This is a genomic window from Burkholderia sp. Leaf177 (assembly GCF_001424345.1).
GTDB lineage: Bacteria > Pseudomonadota > Gammaproteobacteria > Burkholderiales > Burkholderiaceae > Caballeronia.
In genome coordinates this window covers 482,644-507,124 of the sequence record NZ_LMPF01000025.1, presented here as the reverse complement: position 1 = coordinate 507,124, position 24,481 = coordinate 482,644, and the positions used below count along the sequence as shown (strand labels likewise).

30 protein-coding genes are annotated in these 24,481 nt (G+C 59.2%); 18 read left to right on the top strand and 12 right to left on the bottom strand.

The features are described 5' to 3' along the window. Genes ASG35_RS28880 through ASG35_RS28870 form a run of 3 tightly spaced genes read right to left on the bottom strand, consistent with a single transcriptional unit; the run spans position 1 to position 2,597 of the window. Entirely contained in the window at positions 1 to 1,077 is a 1,077-nt protein-coding gene (locus tag ASG35_RS28880; protein ID WP_156393415.1) for an MSMEG_0568 family radical SAM protein, read from the bottom strand. Continuing rightward, positions 1,070 to 2,083 carry a Nit6803 family nitrilase gene (locus ASG35_RS28875; RefSeq protein ID WP_056366161.1) on the bottom strand — a complete coding sequence of 338 codons (1,014 nt, stop codon included), beginning with the start codon at positions 2,081 to 2,083 and terminating at the stop codon, positions 1,070 to 1,072. The genes ASG35_RS28880 and ASG35_RS28875 overlap by 8 nt, the downstream gene beginning before the upstream one ends. 31 nt (positions 2,084 to 2,114) lie before the next feature. Then, positions 2,115 to 2,597 (bottom strand): MSMEG_0572/Sll0783 family nitrogen starvation response protein, encoded by a 483-nt coding sequence (locus ASG35_RS28870; protein WP_056365868.1) that lies wholly within the window; start codon positions 2,595 to 2,597, stop codon positions 2,115 to 2,117. Between the two features lie 423 nt (positions 2,598 to 3,020). Here ASG35_RS28870 and ASG35_RS28865 point away from each other — a divergent pair, with 423 nt between their 5' ends. From ASG35_RS28865 to ASG35_RS28855, 3 genes are all read left to right on the top strand, one after another. Further along, the gene (locus ASG35_RS28865; RefSeq protein WP_056365865.1) at positions 3,021 to 4,412 is read left to right on the top strand and encodes an aminotransferase-like domain-containing protein; all 1,392 of its coding nucleotides are present in this window, start codon (positions 3,021 to 3,023) and stop codon (positions 4,410 to 4,412) included. A gap of 45 nt (positions 4,413 to 4,457) precedes the next feature. Further along, positions 4,458 to 5,249 (top strand): CDP-diacylglycerol diphosphatase, encoded by a 792-nt coding sequence (locus ASG35_RS28860; RefSeq protein ID WP_235527760.1) that lies wholly within the window; start codon positions 4,458 to 4,460, stop codon positions 5,247 to 5,249. A 96-nt stretch (positions 5,250 to 5,345) separates the two neighbouring features. Then, positions 5,346 to 6,053, top strand: a complete 708-nt coding sequence (locus tag ASG35_RS28855; RefSeq protein WP_327019671.1) for an aspartate/glutamate racemase family protein — start codon at positions 5,346 to 5,348, stop codon at positions 6,051 to 6,053. 3 nt (positions 6,054 to 6,056) lie between these two features. Here ASG35_RS28855 and ASG35_RS28850 read toward each other — a convergent pair whose 3' ends face one another. The 5 genes from ASG35_RS28850 to ASG35_RS28830 all read right to left on the bottom strand — a co-directional run bounded on the left by ASG35_RS28850 (position 6,057) and on the right by ASG35_RS28830 (position 9,035). Further along, positions 6,057 to 6,395, bottom strand: a complete 339-nt coding sequence (locus ASG35_RS28850; protein ID WP_056365861.1) for a hypothetical protein — start codon at positions 6,393 to 6,395, stop codon at positions 6,057 to 6,059. Positions 6,396 to 6,502: 107 nt separating this feature from the next. Further along, positions 6,503 to 7,783, bottom strand: coding sequence for an aspartate carbamoyltransferase (locus ASG35_RS28845; protein WP_056365857.1), 1,281 nt, complete (start codon positions 7,781 to 7,783; stop codon positions 6,503 to 6,505). Between the two features lie 42 nt (positions 7,784 to 7,825). Further along, the gene (locus ASG35_RS28840; RefSeq protein WP_056365854.1) at positions 7,826 to 8,245 is read right to left on the bottom strand and encodes a secondary thiamine-phosphate synthase enzyme YjbQ; all 420 of its coding nucleotides are present in this window, start codon (positions 8,243 to 8,245) and stop codon (positions 7,826 to 7,828) included. Between the two features lie 102 nt (positions 8,246 to 8,347). Next, the gene (locus ASG35_RS28835) at positions 8,348 to 8,668 is read right to left on the bottom strand and encodes a DUF4148 domain-containing protein (RefSeq protein WP_056365851.1); all 321 of its coding nucleotides are present in this window, start codon (positions 8,666 to 8,668) and stop codon (positions 8,348 to 8,350) included. 97 nt (positions 8,669 to 8,765) lie between these two features. After that, positions 8,766 to 9,035: a DUF4148 domain-containing protein gene (locus ASG35_RS28830; protein WP_056365847.1), complete on the bottom strand. Its 270-nt coding sequence runs from the start codon at positions 9,033 to 9,035 to the stop codon at positions 8,766 to 8,768. 303 nt (positions 9,036 to 9,338) lie between these two features. Here ASG35_RS28830 and ASG35_RS28825 point away from each other — a divergent pair, with 303 nt between their 5' ends. The 5 genes from ASG35_RS28825 (at position 9,339) to ASG35_RS28805 (ending at position 13,307) form a co-directional block, all read left to right on the top strand. After that, positions 9,339 to 10,055: an anti-sigma factor family protein gene (locus ASG35_RS28825; protein ID WP_056365843.1), complete on the top strand. Its 717-nt coding sequence runs from the start codon at positions 9,339 to 9,341 to the stop codon at positions 10,053 to 10,055. 127 nt (positions 10,056 to 10,182) lie between these two features. After that, entirely contained in the window at positions 10,183 to 10,701 is a 519-nt protein-coding gene (locus ASG35_RS28820) for an RNA polymerase sigma factor (RefSeq protein WP_056366154.1), read from the top strand. Beyond that, positions 10,698 to 11,552 carry an anti-sigma factor family protein gene (locus tag ASG35_RS28815; protein ID WP_056365840.1) on the top strand — a complete coding sequence of 285 codons (855 nt, stop codon included), beginning with the start codon at positions 10,698 to 10,700 and terminating at the stop codon, positions 11,550 to 11,552. Before ASG35_RS28820 ends, ASG35_RS28815 begins: the two co-directional genes overlap by 4 nt. 97 nt (positions 11,553 to 11,649) lie before the next feature. Next, positions 11,650 to 12,759, top strand: a complete 1,110-nt coding sequence (locus ASG35_RS28810; protein ID WP_056365837.1) for a catalase family peroxidase — start codon at positions 11,650 to 11,652, stop codon at positions 12,757 to 12,759. After that, complete coding sequence (locus ASG35_RS28805; protein WP_056365836.1) at positions 12,756 to 13,307, top strand: cytochrome b; 552 nt, start codon at positions 12,756 to 12,758, stop codon at positions 13,305 to 13,307. The genes ASG35_RS28810 and ASG35_RS28805 overlap by 4 nt, the downstream gene beginning before the upstream one ends. A gap of 20 nt (positions 13,308 to 13,327) precedes the next feature. Here ASG35_RS28805 and ASG35_RS28800 read toward each other — a convergent pair whose 3' ends face one another. Beyond that, positions 13,328 to 14,398 (bottom strand): S1C family serine protease, encoded by a 1,071-nt coding sequence (locus ASG35_RS28800; RefSeq protein WP_056365834.1) that lies wholly within the window; start codon positions 14,396 to 14,398, stop codon positions 13,328 to 13,330. A gap of 17 nt (positions 14,399 to 14,415) precedes the next feature. Between ASG35_RS28800 and ASG35_RS31690 the strand changes: the two genes are divergently transcribed. The 7 genes from ASG35_RS31690 (at position 14,416) to ASG35_RS28770 (ending at position 19,956) form a co-directional block, all read left to right on the top strand. Next, positions 14,416 to 14,580 carry a hypothetical protein gene (locus ASG35_RS31690; protein ID WP_156393413.1) on the top strand — a complete coding sequence of 55 codons (165 nt, stop codon included), beginning with the start codon at positions 14,416 to 14,418 and terminating at the stop codon, positions 14,578 to 14,580. A gap of 16 nt (positions 14,581 to 14,596) precedes the next feature. Continuing rightward, complete coding sequence (locus ASG35_RS28795; protein ID WP_056365830.1) at positions 14,597 to 15,637, top strand: aliphatic sulfonate ABC transporter substrate-binding protein; 1,041 nt, start codon at positions 14,597 to 14,599, stop codon at positions 15,635 to 15,637. Positions 15,638 to 15,748: 111 nt separating this feature from the next. Beyond that, positions 15,749 to 16,753, top strand: coding sequence for a sulfonate ABC transporter substrate-binding protein (locus ASG35_RS28790; protein WP_082508675.1), 1,005 nt, complete (start codon positions 15,749 to 15,751; stop codon positions 16,751 to 16,753). 128 nt (positions 16,754 to 16,881) lie between these two features. Beyond that, positions 16,882 to 18,030, top strand: coding sequence for an FMNH2-dependent alkanesulfonate monooxygenase (gene ssuD / locus ASG35_RS28785; RefSeq protein WP_056365827.1), 1,149 nt, complete (start codon positions 16,882 to 16,884; stop codon positions 18,028 to 18,030). A 14-nt stretch (positions 18,031 to 18,044) separates the two neighbouring features. Then, complete coding sequence (ssuC, locus tag ASG35_RS28780) at positions 18,045 to 18,836, top strand: aliphatic sulfonate ABC transporter permease SsuC (protein ID WP_056365824.1); 792 nt, start codon at positions 18,045 to 18,047, stop codon at positions 18,834 to 18,836. Further along, positions 18,833 to 19,672, top strand: coding sequence for an ATP-binding cassette domain-containing protein (locus tag ASG35_RS28775; protein WP_235527759.1), 840 nt, complete (start codon positions 18,833 to 18,835; stop codon positions 19,670 to 19,672). Before ssuC ends, ASG35_RS28775 begins: the two co-directional genes overlap by 4 nt. A 68-nt stretch (positions 19,673 to 19,740) precedes the next feature. After that, positions 19,741 to 19,956 carry a TOBE domain-containing protein gene (locus ASG35_RS28770; protein ID WP_056365821.1) on the top strand — a complete coding sequence of 72 codons (216 nt, stop codon included), beginning with the start codon at positions 19,741 to 19,743 and terminating at the stop codon, positions 19,954 to 19,956. 68 nt (positions 19,957 to 20,024) lie between these two features. Here ASG35_RS28770 and ASG35_RS28765 read toward each other — a convergent pair whose 3' ends face one another. Further along, positions 20,025 to 20,828, bottom strand: coding sequence for a MetQ/NlpA family ABC transporter substrate-binding protein (locus ASG35_RS28765; RefSeq protein ID WP_056365817.1), 804 nt, complete (start codon positions 20,826 to 20,828; stop codon positions 20,025 to 20,027). A gap of 136 nt (positions 20,829 to 20,964) precedes the next feature. Next, positions 20,965 to 21,180 carry a hypothetical protein gene (locus tag ASG35_RS28760; RefSeq protein ID WP_082508673.1) on the bottom strand — a complete coding sequence of 72 codons (216 nt, stop codon included), beginning with the start codon at positions 21,178 to 21,180 and terminating at the stop codon, positions 20,965 to 20,967. A gap of 286 nt (positions 21,181 to 21,466) precedes the next feature. Here ASG35_RS28760 and ASG35_RS28755 point away from each other — a divergent pair, with 286 nt between their 5' ends. Further along, positions 21,467 to 21,682 (top strand): hypothetical protein, encoded by a 216-nt coding sequence (locus ASG35_RS28755; protein WP_056365812.1) that lies wholly within the window; start codon positions 21,467 to 21,469, stop codon positions 21,680 to 21,682. A gap of 180 nt (positions 21,683 to 21,862) precedes the next feature. On the opposite strand, the gene ASG35_RS28750 is transcribed toward ASG35_RS28755, so the two are convergent. Beyond that, positions 21,863 to 22,477, bottom strand: a complete 615-nt coding sequence (locus tag ASG35_RS28750) for an NADPH-dependent FMN reductase (RefSeq protein WP_056365809.1) — start codon at positions 22,475 to 22,477, stop codon at positions 21,863 to 21,865. A 328-nt stretch (positions 22,478 to 22,805) separates the two neighbouring features. Between ASG35_RS28750 and ASG35_RS28745 the strand changes: the two genes are divergently transcribed. Next, the gene (locus ASG35_RS28745; protein WP_056366145.1) at positions 22,806 to 23,837 is read left to right on the top strand and encodes a methionine ABC transporter ATP-binding protein; all 1,032 of its coding nucleotides are present in this window, start codon (positions 22,806 to 22,808) and stop codon (positions 23,835 to 23,837) included. After that, on the top strand, positions 23,827 to 24,480 hold the full coding sequence (locus ASG35_RS28740; RefSeq protein ID WP_056365807.1) for a methionine ABC transporter permease: 654 nt from the start codon (positions 23,827 to 23,829) through the stop codon (positions 24,478 to 24,480). Before ASG35_RS28745 ends, ASG35_RS28740 begins: the two co-directional genes overlap by 11 nt. The last annotated feature ends 1 nt before the right edge of the window (position 24,481 follow it).

Genomic DNA, 24,481 nt, shown 5'->3' with positions numbered 1-24,481 from the left:
TCAGACCTCGTAGGATGACAACGAAGAACACGCGCCGCATTTTCCGCAGCCCGCCTTGATATCACCGGAACGCATGCCGCCAGCCGAGACCATGGCGCCAAGCGGCTGCAGCACGGACTTCATGAACTCGGGCGAGGGCGCCGGATGATCTTCGAGCGGCGTGCCGCTGATCGGCACGAATGGAACCACAAATGGATAGACGCCTATGTCCACGAGTTCTCGCGAGATCGAAAGGATCGCTTCGGCCGTATCGCCCAATCCGGCGAGAATGTAAGTGCTGACCTGGCCGCGTCCGAACACGGCAACAGCCGCCTTGAACGATTCCATGTATCGCAAGATCGGCACGCTCGCTTTTCCCGGCATGATCTGCTCGCGCAGCGCGGGCGTCACCACTTCGAGATGCATCCCGAGCGTATCGATACCGCTTGCACGCATGCGCTCGAACCACTTGTCGTCGTCCGGCGGTTCGCACTGCGCTTGTATCGGCAAGTCGACGGCCGCCTTGATTGCGAACGCGCTCTCGCACAGGATCTGCGCGCCACGGTCTTTGGTCGGGGGCGTGCCTGTGGTGAGGACCATATGCTTGACGCCATCGAGCAAAACCGCCGCGCGCGCGACTTCCGCAAGCTGCTCAGGCGTCTTGCGCGCGATCGTCCGGCCTGCCGCAAGCGACTGACCGATCGCGCAGAACTTGCAGGTTTTCTTGCGGCTTTCGTATCGGATGCAGGTTTGCAACACGGTCGTCGCGAGGACATCAGACCCGTGTAACGTTGCGATGTGCGAGTACGGCACGCCGTCGAAGGTTTGCATCGCGTAGAAGCGTGGCGCCTTCGGGAAGCTGATATTTGCAATGGGAATGGAGCCACGCAGCAACGCGCTGCTGCCGCCCGCATCAGGCGCGGAGGCGACGAACGGCGAATGCCACGCGGTGTTCGTGTGCACCGGAACCATGATGGTCACGCCGTCGATGGTCACCGCCTTGTGGTCCGAGGGTCCTGCGCCGCCACGGCGGCTCGCGACGCTCACGCCCGCGCCGGGATCGGCGAGACGCAAGCCGGTCGATTGCAATTCAGTCATCAATTGCCGGCTCGTAGCCGACATCGTCTCGCTCGCGTTCAAGATGCTTTTCCCCGGTTGAAGGTGAGAAGGTGTTCATGGGCGCCGACGTGACTGCGGGGCGGTCGTTGATTGCAAGGCTCAGCAGTTCGGGCCGCGCGTAATGGCCAACCGAATCCATCATGCGTTTGCGTTTGGTGATCAGGGACATGTCCAGGTCCGCGATCACCAGGCCGTCGCCTTCACGCAACGGCGGCGCGAGGTGCTGGCCTTCCGGCGAAATGATCGCCGTATTGCAGCCGCCACGAAGCGCCTTCTGCAAGCCTGGCTCCTTCGTGATGGATTCAATCTGCGATTCAGTTAGCCATCCTGTGGAATTCACCACGAAACAGCCGGATTCCAGCGCGTGATGCCGGATCGTCACCTCGATCTGTTCGCCGAAGATAGGACCCACGAGCGAGCCCGGAAACTGGCTGCAATGGATCTCTTCGTGTTGCGTCATCAAGGCGTATCGTGCGAGCGGGTTGTAGTGCTCCCAGCATGCAAGCGCGCCCACTTTCGCAATGCTCGTCTGCGCCACTTTCAATCCCGAGGCGTCGCCCATGCCCCAGATCATTCGCTCATGAAACGTGGGCGTGATCTTGCGGCGCTTGAGAATCAATTCGCCGGTGGTATCGAAGATGAGTTGAGCGTTGTACAAGCTGCCGTGGTCACGCTCGTTCACACCGAGCACGACGACCATGCCGTGACGGCGCGCCCGCTCCGAAACCGCGTGCGTCACCGGACCGGGCACGACGACGGCTTCATCGTAGAGACGCATATGTTCCGCACCCGATGCGACCGGCGCCCGCACGAACGAAAAGTACGGGTAGTAGGGCAGGAAGGTCTCGGGGAACACGCTCAGCTGCACGCCCTGGCGCGCGGCGTCGTCGATTGTCGCGAGGACCTTTTCGAGCGTGCCGCCGGGCCGCTCCAGATCCGGTGAAATCTGGACCGCGGCGGCACGGACGATTCTCTTGTCGGGCATGGTCATTCCGTGGTCGGTGGTGTCGGCGATGTCAGACAGTCCACGTGTTGATGATCAACGCGCCGTCTTTCCGGTGCAGCAACTGGATGTCGAGCACGTCGAGCGGGCTGATCGGCTTGATGCCCTCGATCAGCGACGCTTCGCCCTGTCCATAAAGCGCTTGCAGTGCGAAGCGGCATGCGTAGACCTTGCCGCCTTCCTCCATGAATTTCTGAATCTGTTTGTTGAAGTTCAGGTGGCCGGGGAATGCTTCGTCGCCGAGCGTTGGGAATCCGCGTTGCAGTCCTAGCGTCACGCCGGGACCGTAGAGCAGCACCGACGTTTCGAAACCTTTGCGCAGCAACCGCGTGGCCTGCAGGAGATTCACGAAGCCGATGGAACCTTCAAAGGCGACCGTATGAAACGTCACCAGCGCCTTCTCGCCCGGGGCGGCCTTGACGTCCTCAAAGACTTTCTCTTCATAGTCGACAAGATAATCGCCTTTCTTGTGCATCGGGATATTGACGGCAGGCATTCTAATCTCCATTAAATAGACGATTTAATACATCGATAATCCTGGGCGTCCGTTTTTAATTCGGATGCCGGTGCGCTGTTTGCAAACAAGTTAATGCAACCGTCGTGCCATTAAAACGCAGCGTTAATGCGATCAATACCCGATCATTCAAACGATCAGCGCGTTGGACGCTCGTTAATTTTTTACGGATGAGCCGTCAGAGCCTTGTGCCTAAGGGATTCGCCGGTTGGACAAGATCAGCCGCGCACCAAGAGGGCGTTGATTTGCTGGTGCAACTGCGCATTGCTGGTGCAGTACACACTCAATATGTGCATAGAATGAACACTAAAAAATTCTGCATACGATCATTCGATGCGATCAATTTGTTTTATCCGGGTATATCGTGCTATCGTTTTTTTAACGCTTTAAAACCGAGACCGTTTCATGACCAGTCTTACTCACCACTGGATCAGAAAACTTACGGAAAGCCGCAAGCCGGCTTATCTGCTGATTCCGGAATTAATCGAAGAAGATCTGGCTAGCGGACGCTTGCGTCCACGTGACCGGCTGCCCGGTTTGCGCGATCTCGCCGATGAACTCCAGCTCAATTACACGACCGTTGCACGCGCCTATGCTGAGGCGCGCAAACGCGGTCTGCTCGACTCCCGCGCGGGCAGCGGGACGTTCGTGCGCGGCCGCACGGCGACGTTGCCGCTGTCGGGCGGAAGCAGCGTGGAGATGACCATGAACATGCCGCCCGAACCCGCAGAGCTGGCCGCGCGGTTGCGCGAGTCGGCGGCCCGGTTGTTCGCGGGGACCGATCCTTATCGCTTGTTGCGATACCAGGATTTCGGCGGGACTCCTGACGATCGCGCGGCGGGCACGAAATGGCTCAAGCGTCGTTTCGATGACTGCGATGAAGACAGGGTGCTCGTATGCCCGGGCATACATAGCGCGCTCGTGGCACTGGTCTCGCAGCTTGCGCGACCGGGCGGAACCATCTGCCTCGATACGTTGGCGTATCCCGGCATCAAGGCGATCGCCGCGCAACTCGGCGTGCGATTACAAGCGCTTGCACGCGACGACGACGGTCCGCTCGCGCATGCATTCGAGGCGCTTTGCAAAAGCGACAAACCCAGCGCGTTCTATTGCAACCCGACCATCCAGAACCCGAGCACGGTCACGCTTTCGTCGAAGCGTCGCGAGGCGCTGGCCGATGTCGCGTTGAGATACAGCGTGCCGATCATCGAAGACGATGCATACGGCATGCTGCCCGCTAACGCACCTGACGCGATGGTTTCGTTTGCGCCCGACCTGACCTACTACGTAACGGGTTTTTCGAAGAGCTTCGGTGCGGGACTTCGCGTGGCATACATTCGCGCGCCTTCCGCACGGCGGGCGCAACATCTTGCGGGTGCATTGCGCGCCACGACAGTCATGGCGAGTCCATTCACCATGCTGCTCGCAACGCAATGGGTCGTGGACGGCACCGCCGATCTGATGCTCGATGCCATCCGGACGGAGTCGGCCGCGCGGCAGGGAATCGCATCGCGAGTGTTATCGAAGTGGAAATTCGATGCTGATCCCGCCGGTTTTCATTTCTGGATGCCGATCGATTCGGCGTGCGGATGGCAAGCCTCGGAGCTTGCGTTGCAATTGCGTTCGCAGGGTATAGGCGCGGTATCGGCGACGGCATTTGCGACCGATGGCAACCCGCCCGAAGCCATCCGCGTCTGTCTTGGCGGGCCGAAAAACCTGGACGAATGCGAAGACGCGCTGAGGTTGATCGCCGATACGGTCGAGCATCCGCATCATCTGCATTTGCCTGTGATGTGATGCCGCCAGACGCGTGTCAAGCAGACGTAACGCCTGCTTGTTACGATGCAGCCTTTCGTCCCGACCGTTCGCCCCATGCGGAATTTCTCGCTTTTTCGCTTGACCCTCGCCGCGCTCACGGCGATGTTCCTGATCACGGCATGCGCCGGCAATCCCAATGCGTTATGGCAGATCGTCCACAACTCGTGTGAGCCGGCCGCGCGCGGAGCGGACGTGCCGCAAAAATGTATCGATGTCGATGCAGTTCAGGGCTATGCGGTGCTCAAGGATTTGAACGGCATTGCGCAGTATTTGCTGATCCCGACCAAACGCATAGGCGGCATTGAAAGTCCCGATTTGCTCGCGGCGGATTCGCCAAACTACTGGCGCGCCGCGTGGGATGCCCGGCGATTCGTAAACGCAAAACTCGGCGAGGAATTACCTCGCGACGAAGTCTCGCTCGCGATCAATTCCACCAGCGGGCGTTCGCAGAATCAGTTGCATATCCATATCGATTGCCTCGCGCCGGATGTCGTGGCCGCGTTGCGCGAGCAGGGGCCGAAGATCGGCACGCAATGGACTACGTTTCCAACGCGGCTGCGCGGACATGCATACAAGATCATCCGTATCGATGACCCGACGCTCGCTTCCGTCGATCCGTTCAAGTTGCTCGCGGCGAACATAGCCAGGGAAGGCGGAAGCATGGCCGACCAGACGCTGCTGCTGACCGGCACGACCACGCCCGATGGCAAGCCCGCGTTTTTCCTGCTCAACGATCATGTGCGTCTCGCGCAGGGCGACTTTGCATCGTCCGAGGAGTTGCAGGATTACAGTTGCGCGATTGCACGCAAGCACTAGCCTGAGCGCGTTTCTGTCGCGGAATTTTGCGCTAGCCGCGCGCCGCGCTTCGTTGCACTATGTCGGTTCGACAAACCAGAACGGCAGGGCAGCAGCATGACCACGATGAAAACCATCGGCTTGATTGGCGGCATGAGTTGGGAATCGACGGCCGAGTATTATCGATTGATCAATCAGGATGTCCGCACGCGGTTGGGCGGATTGAACTCGGCGCAAGTGTTGTTGCATAGCGTGAATTTTGCGCCCATCGAGCGCTTGCAACGCGACGGACAATGGAACATTGCCGGTATCCGGCTGAGCGAAGCCGCGCGCCATCTGGAAGCGGGCGGCGCACATTGCATCGTGCTCTGCACGAACACCATGCATCTCGTCGCGCCGCAAATCGCCGCTTCGGTGTCAGTGCCGTTTTTGCATATCGTGGACCCGACGGGCATCGAGGCGAAGAGATCCGGTATCGGGAAAGTCGGGTTTATCGGCACGGCGTTTTCCATGCGGGAGAGTTTCTTCCGCGACCGGCTCGAAGAACGGCATGGAATCTCCACCATCGTTCCTGACGCCGCGAGCCAGGCGGTCATCCACGACATCATCTATCGGGAGTTATGCCTGGGCGTGGTGAAAGAGGAATCGCGCAAGTTGTATCGCGAAGTCATTCACGGATTGGCCGCGCGCGGCGCCGAAGCTATCGTGTTGGGATGCACGGAAATCATGCTGCTGGTGAAAGCAGAAGACAGCCCTGTTCCTCTGCTCGATACCACCACGCTTCACGCTCGCGCCGCCGTGGATTTCTCGCTGGCGCAAGCCTGAATTTCAGTGCTCGCGCCTGTGGGTGAACACGCGCGGACGTACGGCCTCGATCACGGCTTCGGGCAGGACCTGATGCAATGTGCGCACGGTAAAGTCGAGGTCTTCCATGGCTATGTCGAACACGAGCCGAAGGTCGTCGTGATCGCGCGATGCCTGGCTGACATACACGCCCAGCGGCGAATGAAACAGGCGGCGGATGCGTTCGCGCGCGGCTTCATCCTGCTTGCTGCGAAGCACGGCCGAAAGATGAACGCGTGAAACACAGGGCGTCGGAATGCTTTCACGCTCTGCCGATTTTCCGCTGGTTGCCGAGCTGACGATTCTTTCGAGTACAAGGTTCATGACGCTGCAAGCTCCTCTGTTCAGGATGACTTGCAGCGTATCTTTTTGCACGTAAACGGCGCGTTAAAATTTTCGATGCCGCCGTATAAATTGCCTGGCTTGCTTCTTCAGTCGATGCCGTTAAAAACGGCGTCGTCAGGACCGATGTAAGCCGGCGCCTTCCACGTGGCGTCGCGCATGGAATGCTGGACTTGTTGGTCCACGCCCAGCAGCACCGCGAAAATCGCCATGCGCACGGGAATGCCGTTATCTGTTTGCCGGAAGATCGCAAGCCTCGGATCGTGGTTGAGGTCGGTGCTCAGATCGTTGGCGCCAGGGCGTCCGTCGCGCGGCAGCGGATGCATGATCAATGTGTCGGGACCGCATACGCTGTCGACCAGCGCCTGATTGATCTGGAAGTCCGGTGTATAACCTTCGATGGATTCATCGGCGAAACGCTCTTTTTGAATGCGGGTTGCGTACACCACGTCCGCGCCTTTCAAGCCGGCGTGCAGGTCGCTGGTTTGCTCGACGACATGATCGCCGCGCGTGATCTGATCGAGGATGGACGCAGGCATTTCAAGCGATCCCGGCGAGATTAACGTGAACTTCAGCCCGCGATACAACGCCAGCAGCTTGGCCAGCGAATGGACCGTGCGACCATATTTGAGGTCGCCGACCATCGCGATATGCGAGCCGTCGACAATCTTTCCCACGCGCGAGAATTCGCGCTGAACCGTATAGAGGTCGAGCAACGCCTGGCTCGGATGCTCGCCGGGGCCGTCGCCCGCGTTGATCACCGGAACGTTGGTCGCGCGTGCGAACTCGGCAACCGATCCTTTCTCGGGATGGCGCACGACGAGTGCGTCCGCGTAACCGCTGATCACGCGGCTGGTGTCGTAGATGGACTCGCCTTTCGCCATCGATGAAAACGTGAAGCCGGTCGTGTCGCAGACCGATCCGCCCAGCCGGCAGAACGCCGCGCCGAAACTCACGCGCGTTCGAGTGCTGGCTTCGAAGAATAGATTGGCGAGCACGGCGCCTTCCAGGACGCGCGTGATTTTTTGACGGCGCGCGATGGGTTGCATGGTGTCCGCCACCTGGAACAATGCTTCGACCGAGTCGCGCGAAAACTGATCGACTGAAAGCAGGTGCGGACGGCCTTCGTGCAAAATGGACGCCGACTGTACGCGTTGCGTATATTCATCGCCGGAAGGTGTCCGTTCGAGAATCTCCATTACGTAGCGGCTTGCGATCTCTGGCATCGCACGGGATTCCGCGGATTCATCGGGAAGCAACCATGTATCGAGCGCGCGTCGCGCAACGCCAATGCGGTTTGCGAACGCGTCGCGTGTCATGTTGAGGCGCCGCATGGCATCGCGAAGAAGGGTTTGCTGTTGAAGATGCATGTGGGTCGCTCCGGAGGTGATGTACGCGCTGCGTATATTAAATCACTCACTGAAAAGGTGCAATACGACCTCGCGTCTATGCGAAACGCTGCGGTGTTCGAACAGGTAGATGCCCTGCCAGGTGCCTAGAACCATGCGGCCTGCGCTGACGGGAATCGAAAGCTGGACTTGCGTCAACGCCGTGCGCAGATGCGCCGGCATGTCGTCGGGACCTTCCGAGTCGTGGACATAGCGCCCCGGCGCTTCGGGCGCAATCGTCTCGAAGAATTGCTCGAGATCCGTGCGTACGTCGGGATCGGCATTTTCCTGTATCAGCAAAGAGGCCGATGTATGCCGGAGAAACACGGTAAGCAGGCCGGTTTGAATGCCTTGCTGGTCGATCCACTTACGGATGTCGCGGGTAATTTCATGCAGACCGCGCGTGCGCGTTGTCACGCCTAGATGGTGGAGCGCCTGTTTCATGCCGATGTCTCCAGAGGGAAGTGCGCGATGCGAGAAAGTCGTCGCGCCTGCCTCCGGAGTTTACCGGCTCCTGCAAAGTGACACAGGCAAGCCCGCTCATGCTCAATGACCTGAGTAGATCGATTGCGTTGCCTGGTTCGGTGCGTAGTCAGCGCGCGATCCCGACGCCGACATGCTGCCGGTATTCGATCCGTACGATGTCGCCGCAATGCCTTGTTCCGCCCAGACCTTTTGTTCGGCGGCCTGGATGTCCTGCGGGTAATTGACGTCTTCGCCGCCAGGGCTGTAGCCGGCCTTTTCGAGCTGCACCAGTTCCGCTTTGACCTGAGCACGCGTCACGGGACCGTTGCTCTGCGCGAACGCGAAAGCCGGGGCTGCCAATGCCGAGGAAAGAACCAACGCGGAGATAAGGAATTTTTTCATGATGACCTCAATAAAGTTAGTGATCCGATGTATTTAACCGATTGCTGCGGATGTTTCCGGTACTGCGTTCAACAATTCAAAATGGCAATGCGCTTCGTTAGTTTGCTTCGCTGGCGCTTGCCGGCGTCGTGGTGTTCGCTACTGCGTTTTTCGCCTGCTCTTCCGCAAGACGCGTTTGCTGTTCTTCGAGTTGATGCGCGAAGATAGGGTTGACATCGGGGTAGGAGGTATCAGTCACGAAATCGCGGCCGTCTTTCTGCGCTTGAATCAGTTCCTGATAAACCTCGGCACGCGTCTTGGTTTGCGCAAATGCATTCGCTGAAGCGATCGTTGCAATGGCGACGACGGCAATGGCTAGAACTTTCATTTTGCTTCTCCAAAGGGGTTGTATTTTGTTGCTGTGTGCAATGGAGAGAACCCGGGAAAGGGCAGGGATATTCCCTGAAACGTCGATTATTTTTTCGACGATAAAAATTTGTATTTGAATGGAATAAGCCGATATAGATTGTGTTTACGCGCTCAGGGACGCTTTCGTTTTCCCTCGGCGTGTATCGCACGGCGTGTATCGCACGATGAATGAGGCGGCGCAAAGCCTGAAACAATGTGCAGACGGAATAAACTGCGCAAGACCGTGTTCGCCCCTATACCGACAGCAATTTTCCAATCGATCATGTCCATAGCAAAACCACCCTCGGAATTCCGGCTCTCCGAGTCCGATGTCCAGGCTTACGCCGACGGCATGCTCGATCCGAAGCGCGCTGCCAGCGTTCAAAGCTATTTGAAAGACCGGCCGGATGAAGCCCAACGCGTCGCGTTCTATGGACGAATCAACCAGCAAATGCAAAACGCTTTCCCTGATCCAGCCGACGAAACGCTCTCGTCCAGATCGGCTCCGCGCAAGTCGAAACGGCGCATCACGCACGTTCTGATCGCTATCGCAGCCGCGCTGGCGCTCGTCGCGGGTGGACTGTTCGCGTTCGACATCTCCGATTCCGCGCTCGATAATGCGTCGATGATGGCGCTCGAACAGGCGATCGCGGCGCAGGACATGGCGACCGGCGCGAGCGCATATGTAAGCTCGGCGAAGGCTTTGGCGGATGCGCCGAACCTGTACGTCGTGGGATTTCATCCGGTGGCGCGCCGCGAAATGTCGCTTGGTCTGTTTGCATCGGCGACGGAATATGTGTACCGGAATGCGATGGGCGAGGCAGCGGTGTTACTCGTCGCGCCAGGGATCATGGCGAAACCGCAGCCGCAGTGGAAAGCGAATCGTGTAGGAGAAACGCGTTTGCTGGCCTGGACTTCCGGTGGCAAGCGTTACGTGCTGGCCGGTCGCGCGAACACTCGCGGCCTGATGCGCGCCGCGGACCTGATGACGGGCAACTGAACCTTGCGTTTGAAATAAAAACTGCCAGATGGCGGGAATAACTCGCAATCCACAGTGTTAGCCCATCATTCGCAGCGGCGTTTTCAGGTTGAGCGTCCGCACAAGCTTACAAAATGAGGGAATGCCGATGGGCGTCCGTGACGAGTTAATGGAACATGTGCCGCGATTACGCCGTTATGCGCGAGCGCTGATCAACAATCGCGATCTTGCCGACGATCTTGTCCAGGACACGCTTGAGCGCGCGCTTCGGCATACGGAAAAATTCCAGACCGGAACCGATATGCGCGCATGGCTTTTCACGATCATGCACAACGTCTTCGCGAATCAGGCGCGTCGGGCGGGCGTGAAAGCGGTGCACATTTCAGTAGACGACGACAACATCGCCGAGCGTGAATTCGCGGTTGCCGGTACGCAAACGCAGTCGCTCGAAGTGCGCGATCTCGACTTTGCGTTGCAGCGCTTGCCGCTCGATCAACGTCAGGTCGTTCTGCTCGTCGGACTTGAAGAGATGAGCTACTCGGATGTTGCGCAAGCGCTGGAAATTCCGATCGGGACCGTCATGTCGCGGTTATCGCGTGGACGTGAGAGATTGCGCGCGCTGATGGCAGGCGCTCAACCCGGCGCTAAATTACAGGTGGTGCGATGAGCGAACAACAAACACCCATTACCGAAGACGAAATCCATGCGTATGTGGACGGGTCGCTGGCGGAACATCGTCGCGAGGAAATCGATCGGCTGCTGGAACACGACGAAGGTCTTGCCACCAAGATCAGCGATTATTTCTCGCTGAACAGCATGTTCCACGACCGCTACGACCGCGTGTTGAGCGAGCCCGTGCCGCAGCGTCTGTTGCCGCCTGAGCGCCGTCGCTGGCGCGATGCCGCCAACTGGCCGCAGTTCGCCGGCATGGCCGCGGCGCTCGTCATAGGCGTGGGCATTGGCGTAGGCGGGATGATGAGCAACGTCGGCGGCCGTGCGCTGATGCCCGGCAGCGGCGACGACGGACATGTGCAACGCGCGAGCTTCACGCCCGGCGAGTCGTTCGCTCGCCAGTCCGCTGTGGCGCACGTCATGTACGCGCCCGAAGTGATGCGGCCGGTTGAAGTCGGCGTGGATCGCGAGCAGGAATTGGTGACGTGGGTATCGAAGCGGCTTGGTACGGACGTTCGTCCGCCGATTCTTACGCGCGTCGGCTTCGAGCTGATGGGCGGCCGTCTGCTGCCCGGCGACGACGGTCCGGTCGCGCAGTTCATGTATCACGACGCGAAGGGCGAGCGCATCACGCTGTGCATCTCGCATAGAAAAATCAGCTCGGACACGACCGCGTTCAAGCTGTACCAGGATGGTTCGGTGAACGTGTTTTACTGGATCGACGGTGATTTCGGTTACGCGGTTTCTGGCGCAATCGATCGCAAGGTATTGCTCGAACTTTCCCACGACGTGTACTCGCAACTGACGCAGATGGGCGATGTAAAACCGCAGACTTCCACACAATAAAACCTTCCGTATGGCGCCGGCGTGAACCGCCGGTGCCTATAAATTATCGGCATGAAGCAATCTTGATCAATCAGGATATCGAACTAAATAATCAATCATGAACAAGCATCCTCCAACTTCAGGCCGGCGTCGCTCGCGGCAGTCCGTTCCGCTATTCCGGCTTGCGGTGATCGGCGCGGTCGTGGCTGCAATGGGCGGCGCGTTTGTCTATGCGTCCGGCGTTGTTGCGCCTGAACGCCTGACGCCGCAACGCATCGTCAATACGTTCGAAGCGAACGCGGGCGTTCATCCCGGATTTCGCCGCAACCATGCGAAGGGCGTCTGCGTGCAAGGCTATTTCGAGGGTAACGGGCAGGCCGCGGATATTTCGAGCGCGAGCGTCTTCAAGACAGTCCGTACCCCGGTTGTCGGCCGCTTTGCGATTCCCGGCGGCATCCCGTCAGCGCCGGATGCAAGCGTGCCGGTGCGCAGTCTCGCGCTGGATTTCAGGCTGCCGGACGGTCAGCAATGGCGCACCGGAATGAACAATACGCCGGTGTTCGTCGTCAATACGCCGCAGGCTTTCTTTGCGCAACTGGTCGCGTCGCAACCCGATCCTGCGACCGGCAAGCCCGATCCCGCGAAGCTCAAGGCGTTCTTTGCCGCGCATCCGGAGACTCGACCGTTTCAGGCGTGGGTAAAAGATCATCCGCCGTCATCGAGCTTCGGAAACGCCGCGTACTACGGCATCAATGCGTTTCGCGCCATCGACGCTACCGGCAAGACGCATTTCATCCGCTGGTCTGTCGTTCCCGAAACGCCGTACACGCCCGTGACCGCGGAGCAAAAAGGCGGCCATGATTTCCTCGATGCCGAATTGCGCGAACGCCTGGCAAACGGTCCATTGCGCTGGCATCTTGTACTGACGGTCGCGAAGCCAGGTGACGTGACCAACGACGCAACCCAGGCATGGCCCGAAGACCGGCCGCATATTGATGCAGGTACGCTTGTTATCGAGCGCGAAACGGCGCAGTCGGATGGCGATTGCCGCGATATCAATTACGATCCGACCATTCTTCCTGCCGGGCTCAAGCCGTCCGATGATCCGCTGCTGGCCGCGCGATCTTCAGCTTATGCCGTCTCCTATAATCGCCGCACGCGTGAGGAAGCGCGTGGTTCTGCAACCGCTCAGGCATCCGCTCAAACATCGACACGGAATATTCAATGAGCGCCGCACATAAACATTTCAGCCCCGCCGCACGTTTTTTTCACTGGCTAATGGCGCCGCTCGTCATCGCAATGTTGTTCATAGGCGTGGGAATGGTGGCCACATTGTCGTCGTGGCACCAGACCTTGCTTGCGATCCACAAGCCGCTGGGCATCGCCATTCTTTTATTGGTGATTGTGCGGTTGATCGTTCGATTGACGCATCGCACGCCACCTCTGCCCGAGGACATGCCGCGCTGGCAGCAACATATCGCTCATCTTTCGCACTGGGTCTTCTATGCATTGCTGTTCGCAATGCCGCTGGTCGGCTGGTCGATGCTATCGGCTGGCGGGTTTCCAATCCACTTGTTCGGGTCGGTCTATTTGCCACCGATCGCGCCGCAAGGTGTGCGCCTCTACGCATTCTTGCGTTCGGCGCACACGCTCCTCGCGCTATTGTTGTTCGCGACTTTTCTTGCGCATCTCGGTGCGGCCATGTTCCATGGGCTGATCAAACGCGACGGCGTGTTTTCGAGCATGGCAAGAGGCCGCGCGAGAGAATTCCGCTGAGCGCGGCATCGTAGAAAACATCACGCCGTCTGTTCAACCGGCGTGATTTCGAGCTCGAGTTTTTGCGCACCGCGCAGCACGGTAACGGTCACGACGCGGTCGATCCGTGTTGCATTGAGAGTTCGCTGCAAGCTATCGACGCTATCCACAGGCAGCGCGTCGATAGCAACGATCCGGTCGCCGGTGCGCAATCCGCCGATTGCAGCAGGACTTGCCTTCACCACTTCCATTACATGCACGCCGCTCGCCGCCGGCAACCCGAAGTAGCGCTGCACGCGCCGGGAGATGGGCGACGTCGTGCCCGCCACGCCTATGTACGCGCGCCGCACGCGCCCATGCGCGAACAATTGCATGATGACCCACTTGGCGGTATCGATAGCCGTGGCGAACGAGATCGCCTGCGCACCCGCAATGATCGCCGTGTTCACGCCGATCACCTGGCCGGCCGAGTTGATCAGCGGACCGCCCGAGTTGCCGGGGTTCAGCGCTGCATCGGTCTGGATCACGTCGTAGATCATGCGTCCCGAGTTGGATCGCAAGGAACGTCCGAGCGCCGACACCACGCCGGTCGTAACCGTTTGCGCGAGGCCAAGCGGATTGCCTACTGCAATCGCAATCTGGCCCACGCGAAGCTTTCCTGATTCGCCGAGTTCGACGTGCGGCAACGCTTCTGCAGAGCCGATGCGCAGCACGGCGAGGTCGCTGTCGGGATCGTCGCCAACGAGATCGGCGTCGAACGTGCCGCCGTCGGCCAGCGTGACGCGAATATGCGTGGCGCCGTGCACGACGTGGCTATTCGTCAGCAGATAACCATCGGGCGTGAAGATGAAGCCAGATCCCGTTCCGCCTTGCCCGCCACGCGGATTTCCGCCACGCGGATTCCCGCCGCGCGGATTGCGACCGTTGGCGCCGTCCGCCACGCGGCGTTCGACCGAAATGAATGCAACTGCTTGCTGCACGCGCTCGAGCGCGCCGATGACCGTGCGCGAATAGGCGTCGAGCAGCGCTTCGTCGCCAAGAGGAGTCGAGAGGGTGGCGGCCTCGGCAGCGCCGCGCGAAAGATCATCGATGAATTGGGGACGGCTTCCCATGATCGTGCTCCGGATAAATGGAACTTGAGATGCGGGATAACGCCGCTGATTTCAAGCGGCGCCAAGCAGGTTTGCTTAAGCAATCCGTCAGCACTTCCAATGCAATCGATATCAGGAATGATCGTTTAGTCGCGCGCCCGGGCGTTGCTAACATGATCGGCTGGTTTCTATTCCTGCTCTAATCCGGTTTGAATTTCAATGAAAATCCTTAACCGCCTTGTCGCCTGCTTAGCGATAGCGTTATTGGCTTCCACGGCCATCAACGCGGTTGCACAAACGCCGTCGGGAGCTCCGGTCAAATTGCGCATTGGCTTTCAGAAATCCTCCACGCTGATTGCTATTCTCAAGGCACGCGGAACCCTGGAAAAGGCGGTCGAGCCGCTTAACGTGCGCTTAGAGTGGAGCGAATTTGCAAGCGGTTTGCCGCTTACGGAAGCGCTTAACGCGGATGCCGTGGATCTTAGCGCCGACGTGGCAGATACGGTTCCGGTTTTCGCTCAAGCCGCGAATGCGAACTTTGTTTATATCGCGCAGGAAACGCCTTCGCCCTCGGCGCAAGCGGTGATTGTTCATCGCGACGCACCTATTCATTCGCTTGCGGATCTCAAAGGCAAGCGCATTGCCGTAACTAAAGCGGCCGGCGTTCACTATCTGTTGTTGGCCGCGCTTGCCCGCGCGAAATTGACGCCCGCCGATGTCAAGATCAGCTATCTCGCACCCGCCGATGCACGCGCAGCTTTCGAGCGAAACGACGTTGACGCATGGTTCGCGTGGGACCCTTACGTGGCTTCGGTGGAACTGGACCCAGGCGCACGCATTCTGATTCGTGGCGATGGCCTTGCGTCCTACCAGCGTTATTACCTGGCATCGGCGCCGTTCGCGCAGAAGTATCCGCAGATCGTCGATATCGTCCTCAAGCAACTGGTGGAAGCGGGCGTTTGGACCAAGGCGCATCCGCACGATGCGGCAAAGATTCTCGCGCCGGTTTGGGGACTCGATCAGGCGACGGTCGAGCGGGCAAATACGCGCCGGACGTATGCGGTCCGCGCGGTCGTGGCGAAGAATTTCGGTGAACAGCAAGCCATCTCCGACAGCTTCTATCAAGCGAAGCTTTTGCCCAAGCCCGTCGATACTGCCAGCGCACTCGTCTGGGACTTTGCATCGCGTAAAGCCGTTGCGGCCAATACCGCGATCTCTGCAAATACGGTCGCCGCCGATAGTGCGGCCAAACAAAATTAAACGCCTGCAGATCGGCAAAGTAATTTCGCAAACCGCCCGCTATCGCCGGCGGTTTTGCTGCACATGAACGCGCCTTATTTTTTCATTAAATCCAGTATGGGACGCATCCACATGCCTGACTACGAATCGCTTGCCATTCCATCGCGCCGTAGCGCACTGTTCAAAATCGCGGCGATTGGTGCGGGCGCCACTAGCGCCCTGAGCGGTGGCGCGGCTTTGCTAAGCAGCACGCCGGCGCGCGCCGAAGGTTCGGAGAAGGTGTTCCGTATCGGCTATCAGAAGTACGGCAATTTTGTCGTTCTGAAAGCTCGCGGCACGCTGGATAAACGTCTTGCCGCGCAAGGCGTGACGGTGCAATGGCTCGAATTCCCCGCTGGCCCGCAATTGCTGGAAGGCCTTAATGCAGGCGCCGTCGATGCAGGAACCGTTGGCGAAACACCGCCTATCTTCGCGCAGGCCGCGGGCGTCGATTTCGTCTACGTAGGCAACGAACCGCCTGCGCCGCAAGGCGAGGCGATCGTCGTGCAGCAAGCATCGCCGATTCGCTCGGTTGCGGACCTGCGCGGCAAGAAAGTGGCTTTGAACAAGGGTTCGAACGTCCATTACCTTCTTGTTGAAGCGTTGAAGAACGCCAAGCTTCCCTATACGGATATTCAGCCGGTTTATCTCGCGCCCGCCGACGCCCGCGCTGCATTCGTGCAGGGCAGCGTGGATGCCTGGGTGATCTGGGATCCGTATCTTGCCGCAGTGGAACGTCAGGCAAATGCGCGCGTAATCGCCGATGGTACGAACCTCGTGCGCAACACGCAGTATTACCTCGCGACGCGCAAGTTCGCCACAGCGCAGCCGCTTCTGATACGTGCGCTGCTGGAAGAGCTGGACCATGTCGATAAATGGGGACGCGACAACATCCCCGATGTCGCCAAGCTTCTGTCGCCGCTCGTGGGGCTCGACACAGCCACGCTCGAACGCGCGCTCAAACGCACCGCCTACGGCGTGCAGCCGATCACACCGGAGACCATCGCGTATCAGCAGCAAATCGCGGATATCTTTACGGATCTCAAGCTGATCCCCAAGAAGCTGACGGTCAGCAATGCGCGCTGGAACGTCGGCTGAGACGCATAAGCAGAATTGGCGAGAACCTTAGCTCAAATAAATCGTTCATGGGAAAAGTGCGCGTCGATAAGATGATTTATCGGAACGAGCGCTGAAGCTCGACTCAAACGCAAGGCAGGAGCACGACAATGAATGTTTTCTGGTTCATTCCGACACACGGCGACAGCCGTTACCTCGGCACCACGCAAGGCGCGCGCGCCGCGGATTACGACTACTTCCGCCAGATCGCGGTCGCGGCCGACACGCTCGGCTACGAAGGTGTCCTGCTGCCGACGGGCCGCTCCTGCGAAGACGCATGGGTCGTCGCGTCCAGCCTGATTCCCGCGACCAAGCGCCTCAAGTTCCTGGTGGCGATCCGCCCGGGCTTGAGCTCACCGGGCTTGTCGGCGCGCATGGCTTCCACGTTCGACCGATTGTCGAATGGACGTCTGCTGATCAATGTCGTGACAGGTGGCGACCCCGTCGAGCTGGCTGGCGACGGTGTGTTCAACGATCACGACACGCGGTATGAAGTCACCGATGAATTCCTGAGCATCTGGCGCGGTCTGCTGGAGTCCTCGCACGAAGGTGGTTCTATCGATTACGAAGGCAAGCATCTCGCGTCGAAAGGCGGCAAGGTGCTTTATCCGCCGGTGCAAAAGGCGCATCCGCCGCTGTGGTTCGGGGGGTCATCGGCCGCGGCGCACGAGATTGCAGCGGACCATATCGATACTTATCTGACCTGGGGCGAACCGCCCGCCGAAGTCGAAAAGAAGATCAGCGACATCCGTCGCCGCGCCGCCGACAAAGGCCGCAAGATCAAGTTCGGGATTCGCCTGCATGTGATCGTGCGCGAGACGGAAGAAGAAGCGTGGGCGGACGCGGACAAGCTCATCAGCAAGCTCGACGATGAAACCATCCAGCGCGCACAAGCGTCGTTTGCAAAGATGGATTCAGAAGGCCAGCGGCGCATGGCTGCATTGCATGGCGGCCAGCGCGACAAGCTCGAAGTCTATCCGCATCTGTGGGCCGGCGTTGGCCTGGTGCGCGGTGGCGCGGGTACGGCGCTCGTCGGCAACCCGGAGCAGGTCGCGGGGTTGATGAAAGAGTACGCGGCGCTCGGTATCGACACGTTCATCTTGTCCGGTTATCCGCATCTTGAAGAGTCGTACCGGTTCGCGGAACTCGTGTTCCCGCTGTTGCCGCGCGATCAGAAAAAGGGCGCGACGGGTCCGTTGTCGGGACCGTTTGGCGAGATCGTGGGCACGTCTTATCTGCCGCGTGCATCGCAAAGCTGAAACGGGGAAGCACAATGAACGGTTCACTTTTTCGACGCGTGGGCGTGCAGGCCGCGCCTTGGCTCGTGCCCATCCTGATCCTTGTTGCATGGGAGCTCGCGGCGCGAACCGGCGGCCTGTCATCGCGTGTATTGCCTGAACCGCTCGCTGTCGTGAAGGCCGCGTGGGAGCTGATCCAGTCGGGCGACATGTGGGCGAACGTGAAGGTCAGTGCATGGCGTGCGCTGACTGGCTTTGCAATTGGCGGCGGGATTGGTTTCGTGCTCGGGCTGGGTACAGGTCTCTTCAAACCGGCCGAAGTCGCGCTCGACTCGACCGTGCAGATGATCCGCAACATCCCGGCGCTCGCCATGATTCCGCTGGTGATCCTGTGGTTCGGAATTGGCGAGGAAGCGAAATTGTTCCTCGTTGCGCTAGGCGTGTTTTTCCCGGTGTACACGAATACGTATCACGGTATTCGTTCTGTCGATGCCGACCTGATCGAAATGGCCCGCAGTTATGGTCTTTCCGGTTTTGCGTTATATCGCGACGTGATATTACCGGGTGCACTGCCATCCATTCTCGTGGGCGTGCGTTTTGCATTCGGCCTCATGTGGGTGATGCTGATCGTGGCGGAAACAATCTCCGCGCAATCGGGTATTGGCTACATGACAATGAACGCTCGCGAATTCCTGCAGACCGATGTAGTCGTGGTCGGCATCCTGCTTTATGCGCTGCTCGGCAAGCTTGCCGACATGCTCGCCAAGTCCATCGAACGCGCCACGCTGCGCTGGCATCCTGCGTATCAGAAGGGAGCGAAAACGTGACATCAGTTCTTTCATCGCTGTCATCGGATAGCATTGCTTTTGCAAGCGACGAACCACGCGTCATCACGCGTGAACGCACGCCGGCGTCTCCCTCGCCACGTTCGAATCCCGTGGACATGGCCGTCGCGCTTCAGAACGTCGACAAACATTTCGGCACGCGCAAGGTCCTCTCCAATTTTGATTTCGCTATCGAGCGCGGCAGTTTTGTATCGATAGTCGGACGTAGCGGCTGCGGTAAATCCACGTTGCTTCGCCTGATTGCCGGACTTGAAAAAGCGACGGGCGGTGTCGTGCGCCGTAATGCGGCCGAAGGGTCGAGCGAATTGCAGACACGCATCATGTTCCAGGACGCGCGTCTGTTGCCGTGGAAAAGCGTGCTGCAAAACGTCATGCTCGGCTTGCCTAAATCCTCGCGTGACGACGCACGCGCGACGCTTGCCGAAGTGGGCTTGAGCGCACGTGAAGGCGACTGGCCCGCGCAGTTATCGGGCGGCCAGCGTCAGCGTGTGGCGCTGGCGCGCGCGTTGGTGCATCGGCCGGATTTGCTGTTACTGGATGAACCGCTGGGTGCGCTCGACGCGCTCACGCGCATTGAGATGCATGCGTTGATCGAGCGCCTGTGGCGCGAGCATGGCTTCACGGCTCTGCTGGTCACGCACGATGTTCAGGAAGCGGTGGCGTTAGGCGAGCGCATCGTGCTGATTGAAGACGGCAAGATTTCCTTCGATGCCGCCATCTCGCTCGCACGTCCGCGTTCGCGCACGGCGGAAGGTTTCGCCGAGCTGGAAGAGCAGGTTCTCTCGCGTGTGCTGAAGCATGGCGTACAGGTCAGCTAGTTCCAGCTCATCGAAATTTGCCGATGTCGACCGGCCCCGGCACGACTCATTCAAACAGGGAGCATCACATGGGCATCACAGCAATCAACGTACGGAATCAGTTCAAAGGCCACATCAAGGAGATCATTCGTGGCTCGGTGGTATCCGAAGTCGATGTGGAAACGCCGCATGGCATTGTGACCTCGGTGATCACGACGCGTTCGGTCGATGAACTCGAATTGAAGGTCGGCAGCGAAGTCATCGCGTTCGTGAAGTCGACTGAAGTGTCCATCGCGCGGCTGTGAAACCGGGCGGCTCGATGCAAAAGGGGCGAACCGTGGTTCGCCCCTTTTCGTTCAGCAGCAGCCCTCGATCAGAACGCCGGAATGATCGAGCCTTTGAACTGCGCATCGATATAGTTCTTCACATCCTGCGACTCATAAGCCGAGACCAGCTTCTTGACCCAGGGTGCATTGCGATCTTTCTCGCGTACGGCGATCAGGTTCGCATACGGGCCCTTGAGGTCTTCAATCGCAATTGCATCCTTAGTCGGCGACAAGCCGGCTTTCACTGCGTAGTCCGTGTTGATGGACGCAGCGGTGAGGTCGTCCAGCGACCGCGGCAACTGAGCCGAATCGAGCTCAACCAGCTTGATGCCCTTCGGATTTTCAACCACGTCCAGCGGCGTTGCGTTCACGCCATCCTTGCCCACGCCCGCCTTCAACTTGATCACGCCGTTCTTCTGCAGCAACAGCAGCGCGCGATTACCGTTGGAAGGGTCGTTCTGAATGCCGACCTTGGCGCCTTGCGGCAGATCCTTCAGCGACTTGATCTTCTTCGAATAAAAGCCCATGGGCGCGACGTACGTAAGGCCCACGTTGACGATCTTGTAGCCGCGCTGCTTGATCTGGCTGTCGAGGAATGGCTGGTGCTGGAAGCCGTTTGCGTCCAGGTCGCCTGCGTCGAGCGCAGCATTGGGCTGGATGTAATCGTTGAATTCGATCACCTTGATCTTGAGGCCTTCGCGTGCCGCAACCTTCGATACTTCCGTCCAGATCTGCGCATCAGGACCGCTCATGGTGCCGATACGCAAGGGCGCGTCTTCAGCATGTACGGTTCCGAATACGGCGCCGAGCGCGACGAAGGCCACGCTTGCAATGATAGTTCTACGATGCATATTGAAACTCTTTCTGGTTAGCAGGGCCGCATCGTCTCACGACTTGACGGGCCGTTGGAACGAATCTGTTTTCATGTGGTTATGCAAATTCGAGCGGTAGCGTAAAGCTTCGCCATAGACTCGCCGCAAGCTTGCGTCACGCATGCGGCAGGCGACGGTTATCGATCCACATACGCGCCCAGCGCGCCGCGTAGGCTACGGCCAGATCGGATTCGAAAAAGTAGTCGAGCGCGTTGAATACATACGCGCGTTTTTGCAGCGACACTTCGTCCTGAATGACGAGGTTGGCGGCGAACAAGCCGCTTGCCAGCGGCTGTGCGGCGGGAGCGACTTCATAGCCCTTGTAATGCATGTTTGTGTGACCTCCGGTATTCAATGCAACGGAACGCATGAAGCCAGATTAGCGTGCGCTGCTTGCCGAGGGAAACAAGCAATTCGCAGAAGCAAAGCCGCGGGCGAAGGGGATAGGAAAGAAGCAAATGTCGTGAAGGTCTTGCGCGGGATTTCGTCTTTAGCTACCGATTGATCGGCAGATATAGAAATAAATAAAAGTTGGTATCCGCACGAATAACTTTCGCCTACCTTATAACGGCGGAGGGATAAAACGCCGCGCCGGCAAGCGTTCAAGGAGAACAGCGATGTCCGAACAGAATGCCATTTTCAGGAACTGGGGCAACGAGGTGCTGCGCCAATGGCGCGCGCGGCGGATTGCTGCCGCAAACCAGGCGAGGGAAACAGCGCGCGAGCCGTACCATCTCGAGCGGATCGCCTCATGTGCATGCAGCGGTTATTTCCACTCGGGCTATGTGGTGGACTCGTTCGTATTTACCCCGGAGCTGCCGTTCAAGGAGTGACGCAGTTCATTGGATTATGTTCAGACATTTAACGTGTCCTGGCGGGAACGGGTCTAGATGAAACTGAATGCACGCGCGTCAAGTCACCAGCATGGCTTCGGTTCGCCCTGATCTCTTAATGCAAAACGCCTGGCAGATGAACTGACCAGGCGTTTTGCATCGACCTGAATACCCTGCTGGTCAGCGCGCGATATCGAGCTCTACAACCGCTTCGCGTGCATTGAACGCCAAGGCGAATTGAGCAGCTTGGCGGCCGACGGTCGCGAGTTGCTCGGCGACTTTTGGATCGGAGCAGGTATCGATGGTTTCGAACCGCGTTTCCTGCGAGTTCACAGCAGCGCCATACGGCGTCGGCCAGCCGCGCAGCGCGTGCACGATTGAACGCAACGACGTCAGCACCGCGCCGCCGCCTTGCCATCCATATGCCGTCACCACGCAGCCAACTGCCCGGCCATCGAGGTATGGGCGCTGGTCGTCGCGCAGTTCTTCCAGCGTGTCCAGCGCGTTCTTGACGAGCCCCGATACGCCGCCATGATACCCAGGCGTCCCGATGATCACCGCGTCCGCTTCGCGAACCGCTTCGATCAATTCGATCTGCGACTCGCTGCGTTCCTTGTGCTCGGGCGCGTAATGCGGAAGGCCATGCAGGAACGTGCCGCCAAAAAGACGGGTGCGTGCGCCCTCGGCTTCGGCGCCGAGCAATGCAATACGAAGGGCGCGTTCAGTCGATGAAGCCGCGCGGGTCGTGCCGCCAATGCCGACCACGAGCGGGCGGCGAAATTCGAAGCTCTTCAACGAAATACTCCCGGTAGTGCGGTGGGTCCGCGTCCATGAAAAGCGAACGCAGCGGATTATTAAAACATCTTAACGACCGATTTTCCCCGATGGAACCGAGCTTTGCTTGAATCGATATGCGTTTTACGTATTTCGGCGCACATTCGCACCCTGAAAAGCCCCGCCGCGAGGCGTTCAGATGCTTAAGTAATTAGGGCTTCGCAATAGATTATTAAGGCGGTGACGCCGGTTACGTTAAACTTTCGCCTCTCCAGAACCAGGGATGAACGGCGGCCGGCTTGCCCGAGCGATGTTGCTCAACGGGGAGTTCGTCGCTTTTTTCGTTTACATGATCGAAATTCGCAATCTGTCGCAGCGTTTCGCCGGCCCACGAGGCTGGATCGAAGCCTTGCACAACGTCAACTTGACGATACCGCCGGGCGAAGTGTTCGGCATCATCGGGCGCAGCGGTGCCGGCAAGAGCACGCTGGTGCGCACCATCAACCTGCTGACGCGGCCAAGCGAGGGCAGTGTGATCGTGGACGGCCACGATCTCACCACGCTATCCGCCGCGCAGTTGCGCACCGCGCGGCGTGACATCGGCATGATCTTCCAGCACTTCAATCTGCTGTCGTCGCGCACCGTGTTCGACAACGTCGCGCTGCCGCTCGAACTTGCCGGCATGAAGCGCGGGGAGATCGAGGCGACCGTGTTGCCGTTGCTGGATCTTGTCGGCCTGACCACGCAGAAGGACCGGTATCCGTCGCAGATCAGCGGCGGGCAGAAGCAGCGCGTGGGCATTGCGCGGGCGCTCGCCAGCAAACCGAAAGTGCTGCTTTCGGATGAAGCGACCTCCGCGCTCGACCCGGAAACAACGCGCTCCATTCTCGACCTGCTGCGCAGGATCAACAAGGAACTCGGGCTGACCATTGTCCTGATCACGCATCAGATGGACGTGATCAAGCAGGTTTGCGATCGCGTTGCCGTACTCGATGCCGGCCGCGTGGTCGAAGAAGGCAATGTGGTCGATGTCTTCATGCAGCCGCATCACGAGGTCACGCGCGCGTTGATTGGCGACGTCATCGCGCACGAGTTGCCGCCCGCGTTGAAAGCGCGCGTCGCCGAGCGCCTGAAGACCGGCGGTCATTTGCTACGGCTTGCGTTCACCGGTTCAGGCGTCGATCAGCCGATCCTCTCCGAAACCATCCGCCGTTTCGAGCTCGATTTCAATATCCTGCACGGACAAATCGATGAGATCCAGGGCCAGGCGTTCGGCTCGCTGGCGGTGCTCGCTGGCGGTCAGCCGGCGAATGTCGCCGAGGCGATTGCGTACTTGCGTGAACAAGGCGTGGTGGTAGAGGAGATGTCCCATGTTGAGTGAAATGTTCGATATGTTCGTGCAGTCGTTCTGGGAAACGCTCGTGATGGTGGGCATTTCCGGACTGGTCGGCGCAGCGTTGGGCATGCCGCTCGGCGTGCTGCTTTATCTCACCGACCGCGACGGCGTGCTGCGTAACCTCGGCGTGAATCGCGTGATGGGCGGCGTTGTGAATGCCGTGCGCTCGACACCGTTTATCATTCTGCTGGTCGCCGTGATTCCGTTCACGCGGCTCGTGGTTGGATCGTCCATCGGCACCATGGCGGCCGTCGTTCCGCTGACCATCGCCGCTGCGCCGTTCGTTGCGCGCCTGGTTGAAACCGCGCTGCGCGAAGTCGATCGCGGCCTGATCGAAGCCGCGCAAGCGATGGGTGCGACCACGAGCCAGATCGTGTTCAAGGTGCTGCTGCCGGAATCGTTGCCGGGCGTGGTCGCCGGTTTGACCATCACGTTCGTGTCACTGGTCGGTTATTCGGCGATGGCCGGCGCCATCGGCGGTGGCGGTCTTGGCGACCTGGGGATTCGCTATGGTTATCAGCGCTTCCTGCCGGAAGTGATGCTGACCGTGGTCGTGATCCTGATCGTGTTCGTGCAGATGGTCCAGTCGTTCGGCGACTGGCTGGTACGTCGTCTCAGTCATAAATAAA

Bases quoted from the DNA above. Each gene is read 5' to 3' on its own strand.
- ASG35_RS28770 (WP_056365821.1), top strand. From the start codon at position 19,741: ATGGGCATCACAGCAATCAACGTACGGAATCAGTTCAAAGGCCACATC.
- ASG35_RS28835 (WP_056365851.1), bottom strand. From the start codon at position 8,668: ATGAAAAAATTCCTTATCTCCGCGTTGGTTCTTTCCTCGGCATTGGCA.
- ASG35_RS28755 (WP_056365812.1), top strand. From the start codon at position 21,467: ATGTCCGAACAGAATGCCATTTTCAGGAACTGGGGCAACGAGGTGCTG.
- ASG35_RS28765 (WP_056365817.1), bottom strand. From the start codon at position 20,828: ATGCATCGTAGAACTATCATTGCAAGCGTGGCCTTCGTCGCGCTCGGC.
- ASG35_RS28745 (WP_056366145.1), top strand. From the start codon at position 22,806: ATGATCGAAATTCGCAATCTGTCGCAGCGTTTCGCCGGCCCACGAGGC.
- ASG35_RS28800 (WP_056365834.1), bottom strand. From the start codon at position 14,398: ATGGGAAGCCGTCCCCAATTCATCGATGATCTTTCGCGCGGCGCTGCC.
- ASG35_RS31690 (WP_156393413.1), top strand. From the start codon at position 14,416: ATGGAACTTGAGATGCGGGATAACGCCGCTGATTTCAAGCGGCGCCAA.
- ASG35_RS28865 (WP_056365865.1), top strand. From the start codon at position 3,021: ATGACCAGTCTTACTCACCACTGGATCAGAAAACTTACGGAAAGCCGC.
- ASG35_RS28880 (WP_156393415.1), bottom strand. From the start codon at position 1,077: ATGACTGAATTGCAATCGACCGGCTTGCGTCTCGCCGATCCCGGCGCG.
- ASG35_RS28845 (WP_056365857.1), bottom strand. From the start codon at position 7,783: ATGCATCTTCAACAGCAAACCCTTCTTCGCGATGCCATGCGGCGCCTC.
- ssuD (WP_056365827.1), top strand. From the start codon at position 16,882: ATGAATGTTTTCTGGTTCATTCCGACACACGGCGACAGCCGTTACCTC.
- ASG35_RS28870 (WP_056365868.1), bottom strand. From the start codon at position 2,597: ATGCCTGCCGTCAATATCCCGATGCACAAGAAAGGCGATTATCTTGTC.
- ASG35_RS28790 (WP_082508675.1), top strand. From the start codon at position 15,749: ATGCCTGACTACGAATCGCTTGCCATTCCATCGCGCCGTAGCGCACTG.
- ssuC (WP_056365824.1), top strand. From the start codon at position 18,045: ATGAACGGTTCACTTTTTCGACGCGTGGGCGTGCAGGCCGCGCCTTGG.
- ASG35_RS28810 (WP_056365837.1), top strand. From the start codon at position 11,650: ATGAACAAGCATCCTCCAACTTCAGGCCGGCGTCGCTCGCGGCAGTCC.
- ASG35_RS28805 (WP_056365836.1), top strand. From the start codon at position 12,756: ATGAGCGCCGCACATAAACATTTCAGCCCCGCCGCACGTTTTTTTCAC.
- ASG35_RS28820 (WP_056366154.1), top strand. From the start codon at position 10,183: ATGGGCGTCCGTGACGAGTTAATGGAACATGTGCCGCGATTACGCCGT.
- ASG35_RS28795 (WP_056365830.1), top strand. From the start codon at position 14,597: ATGAAAATCCTTAACCGCCTTGTCGCCTGCTTAGCGATAGCGTTATTG.
- ASG35_RS28825 (WP_056365843.1), top strand. From the start codon at position 9,339: ATGTCCATAGCAAAACCACCCTCGGAATTCCGGCTCTCCGAGTCCGAT.
- ASG35_RS28815 (WP_056365840.1), top strand. From the start codon at position 10,698: ATGAGCGAACAACAAACACCCATTACCGAAGACGAAATCCATGCGTAT.
- ASG35_RS28760 (WP_082508673.1), bottom strand. From the start codon at position 21,180: ATGCATTACAAGGGCTATGAAGTCGCTCCCGCCGCACAGCCGCTGGCA.
- ASG35_RS28850 (WP_056365861.1), bottom strand. From the start codon at position 6,395: ATGAACCTTGTACTCGAAAGAATCGTCAGCTCGGCAACCAGCGGAAAA.
- ASG35_RS28740 (WP_056365807.1), top strand. From the start codon at position 23,827: ATGTTGAGTGAAATGTTCGATATGTTCGTGCAGTCGTTCTGGGAAACG.
- ASG35_RS28840 (WP_056365854.1), bottom strand. From the start codon at position 8,245: ATGAAACAGGCGCTCCACCATCTAGGCGTGACAACGCGCACGCGCGGT.
- ASG35_RS28860 (WP_235527760.1), top strand. From the start codon at position 4,458: ATGCAGCCTTTCGTCCCGACCGTTCGCCCCATGCGGAATTTCTCGCTT.
- ASG35_RS28830 (WP_056365847.1), bottom strand. From the start codon at position 9,035: ATGAAAGTTCTAGCCATTGCCGTCGTCGCCATTGCAACGATCGCTTCA.
- ASG35_RS28875 (WP_056366161.1), bottom strand. From the start codon at position 2,083: ATGCCCGACAAGAGAATCGTCCGTGCCGCCGCGGTCCAGATTTCACCG.
- ASG35_RS28855 (WP_327019671.1), top strand. From the start codon at position 5,346: ATGACCACGATGAAAACCATCGGCTTGATTGGCGGCATGAGTTGGGAA.